Source organism: Phytoactinopolyspora limicola, assembly GCF_011320225.1.
Lineage (GTDB): Bacteria > Actinomycetota > Actinomycetes > Jiangellales > Jiangellaceae > Phytoactinopolyspora > Phytoactinopolyspora limicola.
This window is the reverse complement of the sequence record NZ_JAAOEN010000001.1, coordinates 832,988-847,029: the sequence shown is the minus strand read 5'-3', so window position 1 is coordinate 847,029 and position 14,042 is coordinate 832,988. Positions and strand designations below refer to the sequence as shown.

At 68.0% G+C, this 14,042-nt stretch carries 14 protein-coding genes; 5 read left to right on the top strand and 9 right to left on the bottom strand.

From position 1 onward, the window contains the following. Positions 1–11 precede the first annotated feature (11 nt). The 7 genes from fadE16 to G8760_RS04110 all read right to left on the bottom strand — a co-directional run bounded on the left by fadE16 (position 12) and on the right by G8760_RS04110 (position 7,061). Complete coding sequence (fadE16, locus tag G8760_RS04140) at positions 12–1,154, bottom strand: Rv1679 family acyl-CoA dehydrogenase (protein WP_166346930.1); 1,143 nt, start codon at positions 1,152–1,154, stop codon at positions 12–14. Next, complete coding sequence (locus tag G8760_RS04135) at positions 1,151–1,528, bottom strand: Rv1678 family membrane protein (RefSeq protein ID WP_166346927.1); 378 nt, start codon at positions 1,526–1,528, stop codon at positions 1,151–1,153. The genes fadE16 and G8760_RS04135 overlap by 4 nt, the downstream gene beginning before the upstream one ends. Continuing rightward, positions 1,525–2,061 carry a TQO small subunit DoxD gene (locus G8760_RS04130; RefSeq protein WP_166346924.1) on the bottom strand — a complete coding sequence of 179 codons (537 nt, stop codon included), beginning with the start codon at positions 2,059–2,061 and terminating at the stop codon, positions 1,525–1,527. The genes G8760_RS04135 and G8760_RS04130 overlap by 4 nt, the downstream gene beginning before the upstream one ends. Before the next feature lie 511 nt (positions 2,062–2,572). Further along, positions 2,573–3,610 carry an NAD-dependent epimerase/dehydratase family protein gene (locus G8760_RS04125; RefSeq protein ID WP_166346921.1) on the bottom strand — a complete coding sequence of 346 codons (1,038 nt, stop codon included), beginning with the start codon at positions 3,608–3,610 and terminating at the stop codon, positions 2,573–2,575. 90 nt (positions 3,611–3,700) lie between these two features. Then, positions 3,701–5,020, bottom strand: coding sequence for a hypothetical protein (locus G8760_RS04120; RefSeq protein WP_166346918.1), 1,320 nt, complete (start codon positions 5,018–5,020; stop codon positions 3,701–3,703). 119 nt (positions 5,021–5,139) lie between these two features. Then, the gene (locus tag G8760_RS04115; RefSeq protein ID WP_207781999.1) at positions 5,140–6,366 is read right to left on the bottom strand and encodes a sensor histidine kinase; all 1,227 of its coding nucleotides are present in this window, start codon (positions 6,364–6,366) and stop codon (positions 5,140–5,142) included. After that, positions 6,363–7,061: a response regulator transcription factor gene (locus tag G8760_RS04110; RefSeq protein ID WP_166346915.1), complete on the bottom strand. Its 699-nt coding sequence runs from the start codon at positions 7,059–7,061 to the stop codon at positions 6,363–6,365. Before G8760_RS04110 ends, G8760_RS04115 begins: the two co-directional genes overlap by 4 nt. Before the next feature lie 102 nt (positions 7,062–7,163). Between G8760_RS04110 and G8760_RS04105 the strand changes: the two genes are divergently transcribed. From G8760_RS04105 to G8760_RS04095, 3 genes are read left to right on the top strand one after another with little or no spacing between them, the layout of a single operon-like run. After that, complete coding sequence (locus G8760_RS04105; protein WP_166346912.1) at positions 7,164–7,877, top strand: TIGR04282 family arsenosugar biosynthesis glycosyltransferase; 714 nt, start codon at positions 7,164–7,166, stop codon at positions 7,875–7,877. Beyond that, the gene (locus G8760_RS04100) at positions 7,874–8,560 is read left to right on the top strand and encodes a glycosyltransferase family 2 protein (protein WP_166346909.1); all 687 of its coding nucleotides are present in this window, start codon (positions 7,874–7,876) and stop codon (positions 8,558–8,560) included. Before G8760_RS04105 ends, G8760_RS04100 begins: the two co-directional genes overlap by 4 nt. Next, the gene (locus G8760_RS04095) at positions 8,557–9,384 is read left to right on the top strand and encodes an MTAP family purine nucleoside phosphorylase (RefSeq protein WP_166346906.1); all 828 of its coding nucleotides are present in this window, start codon (positions 8,557–8,559) and stop codon (positions 9,382–9,384) included. Before G8760_RS04100 ends, G8760_RS04095 begins: the two co-directional genes overlap by 4 nt. A 25-nt stretch (positions 9,385–9,409) precedes the next feature. On the opposite strand, the gene G8760_RS04090 is transcribed toward G8760_RS04095, so the two are convergent. Both G8760_RS04090 and G8760_RS04085 read right to left on the bottom strand, forming a co-directional pair. Continuing rightward, entirely contained in the window at positions 9,410–10,732 is a 1,323-nt protein-coding gene (locus tag G8760_RS04090) for an MFS transporter (RefSeq protein WP_166346903.1), read from the bottom strand. A 143-nt stretch (positions 10,733–10,875) separates the two neighbouring features. Then, the gene (locus tag G8760_RS04085) at positions 10,876–11,313 is read right to left on the bottom strand and encodes a CBS domain-containing protein (protein WP_166346900.1); all 438 of its coding nucleotides are present in this window, start codon (positions 11,311–11,313) and stop codon (positions 10,876–10,878) included. A 216-nt stretch (positions 11,314–11,529) separates the two neighbouring features. Between G8760_RS04085 and G8760_RS04080 the strand changes: the two genes are divergently transcribed. Next, on the top strand, positions 11,530–12,654 hold the full coding sequence (locus G8760_RS04080) for an ABC transporter ATP-binding protein (RefSeq protein ID WP_166346897.1): 1,125 nt from the start codon (positions 11,530–11,532) through the stop codon (positions 12,652–12,654). A gap of 92 nt (positions 12,655–12,746) precedes the next feature. After that, the gene (locus G8760_RS04075) at positions 12,747–14,024 is read left to right on the top strand and encodes a DUF4032 domain-containing protein (protein ID WP_166346894.1); all 1,278 of its coding nucleotides are present in this window, start codon (positions 12,747–12,749) and stop codon (positions 14,022–14,024) included. Positions 14,025–14,042: the final 18 nt, after the last annotated feature.

The following is a 14,042-nucleotide window of genomic DNA, read 5'->3' as shown; positions in this document are numbered from 1 at the left end:
GATCCACCTCTCTAACCAGCGAACAACGGCAGCCCGGTGATGGCCTTGCCGTGCAGGTCGTACAAGACGTCGGCAGTTGGGGCCATGACATGCCCGGCCCGGGCGTCCCGGAAGAACCTGTCCAGCTGCAGCCGGCTGGAGAACGCCGCGCCACCGCAGACCCGCATGGCCGCATCGGTGATCCGCAGAGCGGCGTCGTTGGCCAGCGCCTTCACCCCCAGAACATGGAGGGTGGTGGTGTCGTCCGGGGTGGCAACGCTCCGAGCGGCGGTGCCGAGATAGGAGCGTGTGGCGGCCAGCTCGAGCGAGATTCTCGACAGCTGCGCCCGGATGGTTGGCAGCTGCGCCAGCGATTCGCCGAGATGTTCCAGCCGCGCGCCCGACGCGTGACTCACCGCGGCGTCGACGGCCGCCTGCGACAACCCCACCGACACCGCCGCGTTGCCGAGATTGAACCACGGCAGCACCGCCTCCAGCATCAGTTGGAAGCCACCGCCGGCTGGCCCGATCCGGTCCGGCTCCGCCACGTCCAACTCGAAGGTCATGGGTGACGACGCGTTGCCGCGCAACCCCATACCCTGCCACGGCGCCGCGACGGAGACGCCGGGCCGCTCCGCGGGCACCGCGTAGAGATCGACCGCGGCGGCGTCATCTCCGGTGCCCAGCGTGGAGACCACGTACAGGTCGGCATACCCGGCCGAGGTGACGAAACTCTTGCGGGCCGACAGCCGGACCTGCCCGTCTGCCAGGGCCGCTCTCGACGTCGGCGCCCAGAAATGTGAACGTGACCCCGGTTCGGAGAAAGCCAGAGTGCCGAGTTGGGTGCCGTCGGCCAACTGCTGAACGAGCTTTGCCTGGCCCGGCGGTGGGGCAGCGGCCACCGTCATGGCGGCGCTGACATGCATCAGGTAGACCATGGCCGTCGAACCACAGACTCCCGCCAGCCGGTCCAGCACGTAGACGAGCTCATCCGGCCCACCGCCCAGACCACCGTGGTCGGTGGTCAACGTCAGGCCGAACAGCCCGGACTCACGTAGGGCGCTCACTGCCTCGTCCGGAAATCGGGCTGCGGAATCCACTTCGGACGCGGCGGTCCGGGCGGCGTCCAGTACGGGCGTCAGACGCTGGTCGAGTTCAGTGTCGCTGAATGTCATCGATGTCCTTCCGTCGTCATGTGCGGTGCAAGAAGAGCCGTCGTTGTGCATACGAGAAGGCCGGCGCCTAGCCCGAGCCAGAACGACATCGTGCTCAAATTCGCACCCAGCCAGTCGTTGCCCGTGGCCGTCGAGATCAGCTGGATCAGCGCGGCCAGCAGGAACCCGGCGCCGGCCACACCCGCGAGCACCACGTTCCCCAGCCATCCGGCCACGATGACGAGCAACCCAAGGCCGATCGCGACCAACAGCGATCCACCGCCCACCCGCATGAACCGGAAGTCACCCAGGTCTTCGACGACGAACACGACGCTGGCCAGCGACGCCACGCCGATGCCGAGAACGGCCCGGTCGATACGTCCGGCGGCGCTCATGACACCCTCATCAGCACACGGGCGAGCCGTCCGTCACAACGCCGCCAGTACGGCCGCAGTACGCCGTCCAGTCCGCCGTACCGTCCCGCCGCGGTGGCGAAGAGCATCAGGTGCACGAGGAACATCAGCAGATACGCCCAATACCACTCGTGCGGAGCGTTGAGGGTCGACAACGCGATCGCGACACTCTGCCCCAAACCGACCAGCGCAAAGGCCCGGGTGAACAGTCCGACGAGCAGGAATGCGCCCAGCGACGCCTCCACGATCAACACCAACCAGCCGAACACCGTGAAGTTCGGCAGGACCACGGTCTCGACGAACCATGCGTACGGCCGGAGAACCTCGTGCTCGACGCCCATCAGAGTCCAGCGATAGAGCATCCGAGGCGGGTCGCCTTCGCCGAAGTCCGGCGGCTGCTTCCACGACGTGTTGTCGATCCACATCAGAGCGACGCCCACCCGGGCCAGCGCTAGTAGCCAGGCGGAATGGACCCGGCCGGGGCCGGTTGCCTGGGGAGGGCTGTCCGCCGTCATGTTCCGATCGAAACACGGCGGCGCGACGCTGATGCTTACGAACTGCGAAAGTATCCGGTGACGGTGGTACGCGGCGTAGTCGGATACATGCGCCGGGCGATCAGATGCGCCGCTGGGCCCCCGACCCTACCCCCGGCGGCACCCTACCCCGGCATCTGGAGCACCTGATCGTCTCCGCCATGTGGACACTGCAAGTGGTCGCCGGACAGAGTGGCCGCCCGACACAGTGGCCGCCCGACACAGTGGCCGCCCGACACAGTGGCCGCCCGATCGAGGTGTACGCCCGATCGAGGTGTACGCCCGATCAGATGCATAAACGCGCCTGCCGTGCCGGTTTGTGCACCTGATCGTTTTTCGCTCACATCGTGAGACGCGATCGGACGACGCTACAGCGAGTCGACCAGCGACGTGCGCCGCGCACACGCACCTGATCGTCGTCACAAGAGCGATCAGGCGTCAAAACGGAGATCAGGTGACAACGGCGGGGTGCTGAGCACACGAGAACGGGGTGCTAGGCACGAAGGGGAGCATGGGCGAACGCCGCCATTCCCTCGCCGAACGACACTTCGGCGCGGAATCCGAGTGCCTGGGCGGCACGGTCGGGCGCCGCGACGACGTGCCGGACGTCGCCGAGCCGGAACTCGCCAGTGACGACGGGGGCGGGAACGGGCCCACGGAACCCGGCGCCTAGGGCGGCGGCCATCTCGAGCACACTGTGCGGTTCGCCACTGGCGACGTTGCATGCTCCCACCCACGACGATTCAAGAGCAGCCAGGTTGGCCCGGGCCACATCGTGGACATGGACGAAGTCACGCATCTGGCCGCCGTCCTCGAACACACGCGGTGCCAGGCCGGCCTCGTAGGCGCTACGGAAGATGCTCGCCACCCCGGCATAGGGGGTGTCGCGGGGCATCCGCGGGCCGTACACGTTGTGGTACCGCAGGGCACACACTGGTGCACCGGTCTCCCGGCCGTAGAGAAACGCGAGGTGTTCGGTATGCACCTTGGTCGCCGCGTACACGTTGCGCGGGTCGAGTGGGACGTCTTCGTCCACCTGGGTCCAGGCGAGCACAGAATGACATCGTCGACATCGCGGCTCGAAGCGACCAGCGCCCAGATCTTCGACTGTTCGCGGCTGGGCTTGGGCCATCCCGTGGCTGGCACACCGGTATCGCCCCTCCCCGTACACCACCATCGACGAAGCGACGACGATCCGCCCGGTGAACGAGCGCCGCCACAACGCCCGCAGCAGCGTCGCGGTCCCGGCGTCGTTGTCGCGGACGTACCCGGTGACGTCGTCGAAGTCCACACCCAAACCCACCCGCGCGGCCTGATGGCACACCGCGTCGACGCCATCCACGGCTTGTTGGACGGCCCGCTCGTCGGTGAGATCGGCCACTCGAAGCTCAGCCGCGGGCGGTAGGTAATCCGGCGGTCCGTTGTGCGCGGTCAGCGAATCAACGACGACCACGTCGGCGCCATTCGCAACCAACTGTTCCACCACGTGACCACCGATGAACCCCGCCCCACCGGTCACCAACACGCGCATCGCTCCACCGTCCTCCTATCCACCTCCCTCCCATGATCATGAACACTTTGCCGTGCTATGGCACGGCAAAGTGTTCATGATCATGGGAGGTCACCATGGGACTCGCAGCGCCGCCACGAGCACAACCGTCACCGCCAGTTGCAGCACCAACCAGGCCCGCACCTCCCGCACCGTTCCGGACTCCCGCACCGTTCCGGACTCCCGGACCGTTCCGCCACCGCGGTCGAGCGCACAACCGGCGGCGAGCACCAGCGGCATAAACGGCTGCCAGATCCGCTCCGTCTCACCGGACGACAGGCCCGACAGGTTGGCCACCGCCACGACCGCTAGCCCACTGCCAACAACGAGCCACACCCGCCGGTCTCGTAGCCGCGTCAGCGCCACCACCACCGCGGGACCGATCGCGAGACCGAACACCATCGGGTTGGCGAGCAGGAAGTACCAGTACCCGCGGACACTGGCCACGCCGTCGTAGTAGCGCTCCCGCGTCGCCGCCAGCCCGTCCAGCCACCAATAGCCCCACAACAGCGGCAGCAGGACGACGAGCAGGGCGATCAGGGCCCCACCCGCCACGGGCAACCACCGCCGGCGCCACACCGCGAGCACTACGATCGGAATAGCCAGCAAAACAAGCCCGAAGGCCACCATCAGTGCCGCTCCACCGAGCAGGCCACCTGCCACCGTGTACACCACCGTGCGGGTGCCCCGTGCTCCCGTCGCCACCACGAGGAGGGCTACCGCGGCCAGCGCCACACCACCGAAGACGATGTCCGCGTTGGTGTGCCATACGGCGGCCGGCGCCACCACCAGGAACGGCGCCGCGGCACGGGCCCGGCACTCGCCGGCCACGTCGCGCACGATAACCAGCACGGCGACGATCGCCGCGGCCGCACCCAGCATGGCTAGCGCGTTCTCGAACACCACTCCGGATAGGCCGGCCTGGCCCGACCACCAGAAGAACAGGATGAGGCCGGGCGGGTGAGAGCGCAGGTGCACCGGGTACGACGGGATCCGCTGGCTTTCGGTGTATCCGCCGAGGAACGCACCAGGCCCGCCTGCGTCGTCCACGAGACCGACGTGACCGGCGTAGGTGACCTCGATGTCGCGCCACACCGCGGGATGGGTCTCGGCGGCCGCCAGCGCCAGGCTCAACAACACGCCAGCTCCGGCGGTCGCTGTCGCCAGCACCGGCCACGACCACGTCCGCGACATCCGCGGCAGCACCGCGACCACCAGAACACCCACCATCACCGGCGCCAGCAGCCACCAGGTCATCTCCCATTGCCAGTCGCCGTACAGGGGGATCGCCCGCAGCTTCAGGTCTGCGTCGCGGGTGGCGACGACGTGTAACCCGAGCAGTCGCACGGCCACCAGCGCCAGCACCCACCCACCGAGGACTACCAATGTCATCCGGCCCGGCCGCCAGTCGCGCCACCTCGGCCGGTGAGGAGCCGGGTGGAAGCCGCCGTCAGGACGCACAACCACTGGTGGTTGGTTCGCTCCTCCCGACGGCATCCGACCGCCCCTCGCTACCGCGGTGCGGCAGCTGGCAGCCGGATGGTGAAACGACACCCATCGCCGTCGTTAGCCACTGAGACGGACCCCTGATGAGCTTCGACCAGCCCGCGGGTGATGGCCAGGCCGAGACCGCCGCCTCGTTCATCCCGCATCCGCGAATCGTCCCCCCGAAAGGCGACGTCGAACACCCGGGGGAGGTCGGCCTCGGGGATACCACCACACTGGTCGGTGACGCACAACACCGCGGCACCGCCGACGTCGCCGGCCTCCACGATCACCCGGCCGCCCGGCGGTGTGTGCCGGATGGCGTTGTCCAGCAGGTTGTCGAGGGCCCGGCAGAATTCCCGGGCGGACACCTCCATCGCCGGGAGTTGCCGTAGCCGCTCGACGATCTCCACCCCCTTGACGTCGGCGGCGGCACCGGCACCGGCCAACGAGTCGGCCACGACCTCGCCGAGCCACACTTTCTCGCCGCCCAGCCGCAACGCGCCGCTGTTGATCCGGGACAGCTCGAACAGGTCCTCCACCAGGGCGGTCAGGCGCTCGGCATCCGTGCGAATCTGTGCGTGATAGCGGGCGACGGTGTCGGGGTCATCGGCGACGTCGTCGTCGAGCGCCTCGGCCATCGCCCGGATCGTGGCCAGCGGTGCGCGTAGATCGTGTGAGACCCAGGCGATCAGTTCTCGGCGGGACGTCTCGAGTGCGTGTTCTCGTTTCTGCGACTCGTCCAACCGGCGGGAGACGTCAGCCAACTCCGCCACCAGCCCGGCCAGCTCACCTGGTCCGGTCACGTGGGGTGCGCTCGATGGCGCGATGCTGCCATCCTCATCGACCATCGTCCGCGCGTAGTCACCCACTTGCCGGGTTCCGGCGCCGATATCGTCACCGAGTTGTAGAGCAGCGCCAACGGCGACACCCATGGCCACCACCAGCACGACGATCAGCACGATCAGGTCATGTTTGGAGATGAACATGGCCAGCGCCGCGACGATCACACCCGTGACCGCCACCAGCACCGCGGACATAGCCACAACGAGCACCTGTGCGCGCACCGGTCGGCCCCGGAAGAACCGCAGCACCATCGCTCCGGCGACACTGGCTATCGCCGACGCCACGAACGCCACCCCGAGCAGGATTGCCGCCTCGTCTGCCGGGACACCGCAAAGAGCAGCGATCACCGCCGCGACCACCATGGCGGCGGTGAGGATCACCAGGGTCGGGAAGGGTCTGCGGATCATGGCTCAAACCGGTAGCCGACACCACGAACCGTGACCAGATGGGTCGGCGCCGAAGCGTCGCTTTCCACTTTCTCGCGCAGTCGGCGCATGTGCACGGTGACCGTCGACGTGTCGCCGAATCGCCAGCCCCACACCGCTTCCAGCAGCTCTTCGCGGCGGAACGCCCGGCCCGGATGGGCGAGTAGATAGACGAGAAGATCGAACTCCTTGGCGGTCAACGCCACAGCTGCGCCGCCCCGGGTGACCTGGTGACCGACGACGTCGACCTCGATATCGCCGGCCACCAGCACGTCCGCGGATGTCAGCGAAACACCCCCGCTTGCGGCCCGGCGCAGCACTGCCCGCACCCGAGCGGCTAGCTCCCGGGGAGAAAACGGCTTGGTGACGTAATCGTCCGCGCCAATTTCCAGACCGGCGATCCGATCGTTTTCCTCACCGAGCGCGGTCAGCATCACCACCGGGATCGGCGCGACCTGCCGCAGGCGGCGACACACCTCCAAGCCGTCCATACCGGGCATCATGACGTCCAGCACGACGAGGTCCGGCAACGTGGCCAACGCCTGTTTCAGGCCTGTGGCGCCATCGGTGGCGTAGTCCACCTCAAAGCCGTCACGGCGCAGATACCGGGCGACGACATCGGCCAGGGCCGGATCGTCATCAACCACAAGCACGCGCGAGGCGGCAGCGGAATCCATGCAACTACCATGACCGATCCACTACCCCCGCGTCGCCTCCGCGGGGCAGACTTTCGCGCTTCGTAATGATTCGACGCGCTTTCCGCCTCTAATGTCGCCTGCATGCGCAGCCCTCACGTGCTGGTGCTGGCCAAGGCGCCCGCCCCGGGGCGAGTCAAGACCCGGCTCAGTCCACCGCTGTCCCCCGCCGCCGCGGCGGCGGTCGCCGAGGCGGCGCTAGCCGACACACTGGAGGTGGTGGCCGGCTGCGACGTGGACCGGCGCATCCTGGCCTTGGATGGTCCCCGCGGCCCATGGCTGCCGCCGGGCTTCGAGGTGATCCCGCAGGTGTCTGGCTCCCTTAACCAGCGGTTGGCCGCGGCATGGGAGTACGCCGGGGGCCCAGGCGTTCAGATCGGCATGGACACCCCGCAGGTCACCCCGGGTCTACTCACCCATGCACTCAGCATCGTGATGGGTTCGGCCGCCGACGCGGCGCTCGGCCTCGCCGAGGACGGCGGCTGGTGGGCGATCGCCTTGGATCAGCCGCGCCCCGGTGTGTTCCGTGGCGTGCCTATGAGCCGGCCCGATACCGGCCGCCAGCAATACGATCGCCTCCGCGCGCTGGGGCTGCGAGTACGGAGCCTTCCCGTGTTGCGTGATCTCGACGACGTCGTGGATGCCCTGGCGATCGCCGGTGCGGCCCCGACGTCTCGCACAGCTGGGGCTGTTCAGGACCACGTGAGGACTATTGCCCGCCCCCGGTCGGCCGCCCGGGAGTCGGGCCCCGCCGGGGGCACAGCGGGGGCCGGAGTGGCCGGCGAGGCCCCGGCATGATCGACGTCATCCTTCCCGTCTTGAACGAGCGGGCCGCGATCGCCTGGGTGCTCCCACGGATGCCACCCGGATACCGACCCATCGTGGTCGACAACGGGTCCACCGACGGTTCGCCGCACGCGGCCGAAGCCCTCGGCGCGTGGGTGGTCAGCGAACCGCGGCGCGGCTTCGGCGCGGCCTGTTATGCCGGCCTCTCCGCCGCCAGCGCCCCCGTTGTGTGTTTCATGGACTGCGACGCGTCGCTCGACCCGATAGATCTGCCAACCGTCGCCCACCCTGTTGTCCACGGCGCGGCCGATCTGGTGTTAGGAGCTCGACAGCCCACCGACGGCGCACTCGCGGTGCACAGCCGGGTGGCCAACCGGTATCTGGCCTGGCGCGTCAACCGCTACGTCGGGGCGCGGATCAGCGACCTCGGGCCGATGCGGGCCGCCTCCCGGGTTCCGCTACTCGAGCTGGGTATCACCGACCGGCGCAGCGGCTGGCCCCTGGAGATGGTTCTGCGGGCCGGGCGGGCTGGTTGGCGCGTCTCCGAGGTGCCGGTGCCCTACCGTCGGCGGATGGGCCGTAGCAAGGTGACCGGTACCGTGCCGGGCACGGTACGCGCCATCATCGATATGCAGGCACAACTTGGCCGGGCTCGGGCCGCGGCGCGAGCCGCCAGCAGGCAGGAGGAACCGTGACCGACACGCTCCATGGCCACCCGCCGTCCGCCGGCCCGCCCACCGCCGACATCGGTGTCTTCGGCGGGTCCGGCTTCTACGCCTTGACCGGTGCTGACCCGGGCGACGTCCACACCGTGGAGGTGACGACCACATGGGGCGCACCGTCGGCACCGGTGACCATCGCCACCTTCACCACGGGGGATACGTCGGTCCGGGTGGCGTTCCTGCCACGGCACGGCACGCACCACGAGTTTCCCCCGCATCGGATCAACTATCGGGCCAACGTCGACGCGATGCGCCAGTTGGGTGTTCGAGTGCTGGTGTCACCGTTCGCGGCGGGTTCGCTGCGCCCCGAGGTCAAACCCGGTGAGTTCGTCGTTGTCGACCAGCTCGTCGACCGCTCCCATGGTCGTGCCGACACGTTCTACGACGACTTCAAGGAAGGGCCGCGGCATCTGCCGTTCGCCGACCCCTACCACCCCGGTGTCCGCCGCATCCTGCTCGACGCGGCCCGAACCGCGGGAATCACCATCCACGATGGCGGCACGGTTGTGGTCATCAACGGGCCCAGGTTCTCCACCCGGGCGGAGTCCAGGTGGCATCGTGCCGCAGGCTGGGATGTGGTGAACATGACTCAGTACCCGGAAGCCGCGCTCGCTGGCGAGGCCGGCATCCCGTTCGGCGGCATCGCGCTGGTCACCGACGACGACACCGGTCTGGAACGGGCCGGGTCCGAACCGGTCACCCAAGAGGCGGTGTTCGCGGTCTTCGAGCAGAACCTGCACCGGCTGCGCGAGCTGCTGGCCGCCGCGCTGCCGGGGCTGACACGTTTCGTCGCCTAGGCCGACCCGGGCGCATGAGCGAGCATCACTCATCCGCTCCGCGCCGGCGGCGATGCCGGCGCCGGCGCGCCATCACCTCGCGGATCGGTGGCACCACCACGCCATGGGCGGCCATCCGGCGCCGCACCTTGCGACGGGTGATGAGGATCCCCGCCAGCCCGCCGAGCCACACGACGTACTGCACGGCGAAACCGAGCCGGAAGTCGTCCAGTTCGTACGTCGTCCCGTCGCCACTGCGCAGGTCGATCAAAGCGCCGATGGCCAGGATGATCAGCAGCGCGGCGGTGAATCCACCGACGTTCACGATGCCGGTAGCGGTGCCGAGGCGGTTAGGTGGGTTGAAGGTACGGGCGAAGTCGAAGCCGATCATCGAGCCAGGACCGCTCAACGCCAGCGACAACACGAGCAACACCAGCAACCACACCGGCGCGGCACCGGGCCAGAGCAAGACCGCCGTCCAGGCCGACGCATTGGCCAGCACGACCGACACCACCAGCCAGGAGCGCCGCAACGGATGCCGTTGCACGAGCACCCCGACCACCGGGCCGGCGACCGCTCCGGCCAGGACCATAACGGTCATCAACGCGCCGGCCGCCGCCTGCGACATACCCTGCCCGGCCACCAGGAACGGGTAGCCCCACATCATCGCGAACACGATGCCCGCGAAGCCGGTGGTGGTGTGAGTCCACAACCCGAGCCGAGTTCCGGGGTGCCGCCACGCCGTCATCAGGTCGCTGCCGACCCCACCCCAGGTGTTGCCTTGGATAGGGCGCGCCCGCGCCTCCGGCGAATCGCGCAGCGTAACGATCGCCACCACAGCGACCACCACACCCAGTACGGCGACCGACCCATACGCAGACGTCCATCCGAGCTGACCGAGGACCGCGACGAAGGGCACGGCGGACAGCACCTGGCCCAGCTGGCCGGTCAGACCGGTCAGCTGGGTGAGCAATGGAACCCGGCCGGGCGGGAACCAAGCAGCGACCAGACGCAGGACACTGACGAACGTCATCGCGTCGCCACACCCGACCAGGATCCGGCCGGCGGCGGCCGCCGGTACCGACTCGGCGAAAGCCAGCACCCCCTGGCCACCGGCCATGATCAGCGCCCCGATGATCAGCAGCCGGCGAGGACCGATCTGATCCAGCAACACGCCGACCGGCACCTGCAAACCGGCGTAGACCACCAATTGGAGGACCACGAACGATGCCAGGACACTGGCCGAGGTGCCGAACCGGTCCGCCGCCTCCAGCCCGGATACACCAAACGACGTGCGGTGCAAGACGGCCACGATGTAGGACACGAGGCCGACTCCCCACACGATCTGAGCACGGCGCGCGGTGGACATCACCTCGTATTGTCCTCCGCCGCTGCCGTCCGCGCGGGGAGTTCGGGGTGTGATGTTCGTTGGGTGAGCGACAGACTTCCCACGCTTCGCACTTGCGTCGCGACGTGGAGGCCTTCGTCGCTAGTGTCCCGCGCCGGAGGACACTAGGTGGAGGCAGTCCTGATGTACGACGACAACGAATCTCGCTCGACCTCAAGTTCGGTGATCCGGCTCTTGACGACGTCACCGATGCTGACGAGCCCGGCCAGGCGGTCGTCCACCATCACCGGCACGTGCCGGAATCGGCCGTCCGTCATCACCCGCGACAACTCCTCGAGATGAGTCTGCGGCGTGCAGGTCTTGACGTCGGCCGTCATGATGGTCGAAACGGCGTCGGACAGAATAGCGGCACCTCGGCGGGCGATGGCCCGGACGATATCTCGTTCCGAGACGATACCGGCGAGCGCGCCGTCGGCGTCGACGACAACCGTCGCACCGATGTGGTGCTCGGCCAGGACGGCCAGCAACGTCCGGACGTCGTCCTCGGGGGAGACGGTCACGACGTCGGCACCCTTGGTGCGGATCAGGTCGGATACGTGCATGGGGGCCTCCTGATGGTCTCGGAGTACTCCTCGTGCCATTGCACGGTACGGCGTATTCGCCGCCGGTGGAAGCCTTTCGGGTGAACCCGCCCGCGTGACGCTCACAGCATCCACCATGTATCGTCACAAGACACCCACGCGGTGGGACAACTTCATACCCATCCACTTCACTACGGATCGTCCGGCACGTACCTGCCGGTGAAGGGACACATCACCATGGCCACTGTCACCTACGACAAAGCGACCCGGGTTTACCCGGGCCAGGACACCCCGGCCGTCGACAGCCTCGATCTGGCCATCGAGGATGGCGAGTTCCTCGTCCTCGTCGGCCCCTCCGGTTGTGGGAAGTCCACCAGCCTCCGGATGCTCGCCGGGCTGGAAGAGGTCGACGCTGGATCCATCCGGATCGGCGAGCGAGACGTCACCCACATGCCGCCCAAGGACCGGGACATCGCCATGGTGTTCCAGAACTACGCTCTCTACCCGCACATGACGGTCGCGGCCAACATGGGCTTCGCCTTGAAGATCTCCGGCACCCCGAAGGCCGAGATCCAGCGTCGTGTTCTGGAGGCCGCCAAGCTTCTCGACCTCGTCGAATACCTCGACCGCAAGCCGAAGGCGCTCTCCGGTGGTCAGCGGCAACGAGTTGCCATGGGCCGCGCCATCGTGCGTGAGCCGCAGGTGTTCCTCATGGACGAGCCGCTGTCCAACCTCGACGCCAAACTCCGCGTCTCTACTCGCACCCAGATCGCGTCGCTACAGCGGCGCCTTGGCATCACCACGGTCTACGTCACCCACGACCAGATCGAGGCCATGACCATGGGCGACCGCGTCTGTGTCCTGAAGGACGGCCTCCTGCAGCAGGTGGACACCCCGCTCAACCTGTACGACACACCCGCCAACGTGTTCGTCGCCGGGTTCATCGGCTCCCCCGCGATGAACATCGCCACCTTCGACATCATCGAGGGCGGCCGGGCCAAGCTGGGCGAGGCCGACGTCTCGGTGCCCAGGTCGGTGCTCACCAAGGTCTCCGACGAAGGCTCCGACCTCGTCACCATCGGCTTCCGTCCGGAGTCGCTGGTGCCGGTCTCCTCCGAGGATGTCGGCGGCATCCCGGTCACTGTCGACGTCGTCGAGGAGTTGGGCTCCGACGCCTTCGTGTACGGCCACCCCGCCGGCCCCAAGGCGGCGGAGCAGACCGACCGGATGCGCAGCGACACCGTCATCGCACGGGTCGAGCCGCGGATGGCACCGGCCAAGGGTGAGAAGATCGTGCTCAAGGTCCGTGAGGGAGAGTCGCACTTCTTCTCGGTCAAGACCGGCGAGCGTATCCCTCAGTAAGACGTCACGCGCGAACGGGGGGCGCCGAGCATTCGGGCTCGGCGCCCCCGTTCGCGCCGCCTATGAACCAGGACTCAGCGAGAATGTCCGCTATGGAACTGCGCATCCTGGCCACGCCGAGGGAACAGCAGGCGCTGCTCGACCTGCCCTGGGACATGCCGCTGGAGGAATGGCCCGAGTGGTATCTCGTCGCCCTTCCCCGCGGCATCTCCCGGCATGTCGTGCGGTTTACCCGATTGGGCGGCCGGATCTATGCGCTCAAAGAAGTCGTGCAGTCCTACGCGGACCGCGAATACCGCCTGCTGCGTGATCTGGAACGCCTGAACGTGCCGGCGGTGAAGGCGGTAGGGGTGGTCAGCGGGCGACAAGCACCTGACGGCGAATCGCTGGATCCGATCCTGGTCACTCGCCACCTCCAGTTCTCTCTCCCGTACCGGGCACTCTTCGCCCGCATGATGCGCCGGGACACGGTGGATCGGCTCATCGACGCACTGGTGGTACTGATCGCCCGGCTACACCTGCTGGGGTTCTACTGGGGGGACTGTTCGCTCTCCAATACCCTGTTCCGACGCGATGCCGGAGCCTTCGCCGCCTACCTCGTCGACGCGGAGACCGGCGAGTTGCACGACCGGCTCAGCGACGGGCAGCGCCTTCACGACCTCGAAGTCGCCAGGGTCAACATCGCCGGCGAGATGATGGATCTGGCCGCTGCGGGATATCTCGACGAGACGGTCGACCCCATCGCCACGAGCGATCAGGTCGTCGAACGTTATCGGACGTTGTGGGCCGAGCTCACCGAATGGGAGGCGTTCGACGTCAACGACCGGTGGCGGATCGCCCGCCGGGTGGAGCGCCTCAACGAACTGGGTTTCGACGTAGCCGAGCTCGACATCGTCACCGACATCGGCGGGCGCACGGTTCGGGTCCAGCCGAAGGTGGTCGACGCCGGACACCATTCGCGCCGGCTGCTCCGGCTGACTGGAATCGACGCACAGGAGAACCAGGCCCGTCGGCTGCTGAACGACCTCGACGCGTACGCGGCCGAGACCGACCAGCAGGGCGAAGACGAGGAGATCGTAGCCAACGCCTGGGTCCTCGACTGCTTCGAACCGGTGCTGCGCACCATCCCGCCCGAGTTCCGCGGCAAGCTCGAGTCCCCGGAGATCTACCACGAGGTGCTCGAACACCGGTGGTACCTGTCCGAGCGGTCCGGCTACGACGTCGGCCTGCCGGAGGCGGCACAGGACTACGTCGACACGGTGTTGCGGCACAAGCCGGACGAGCTGGCGATTCTAGGCGGAACCACCGAGAATCCGGAGGACCCAGAGGCGACCCAGCCGTTCCGGGTTCCCTGGGACGAACTGCGCTGACCCCACGCCGGCGGTGAG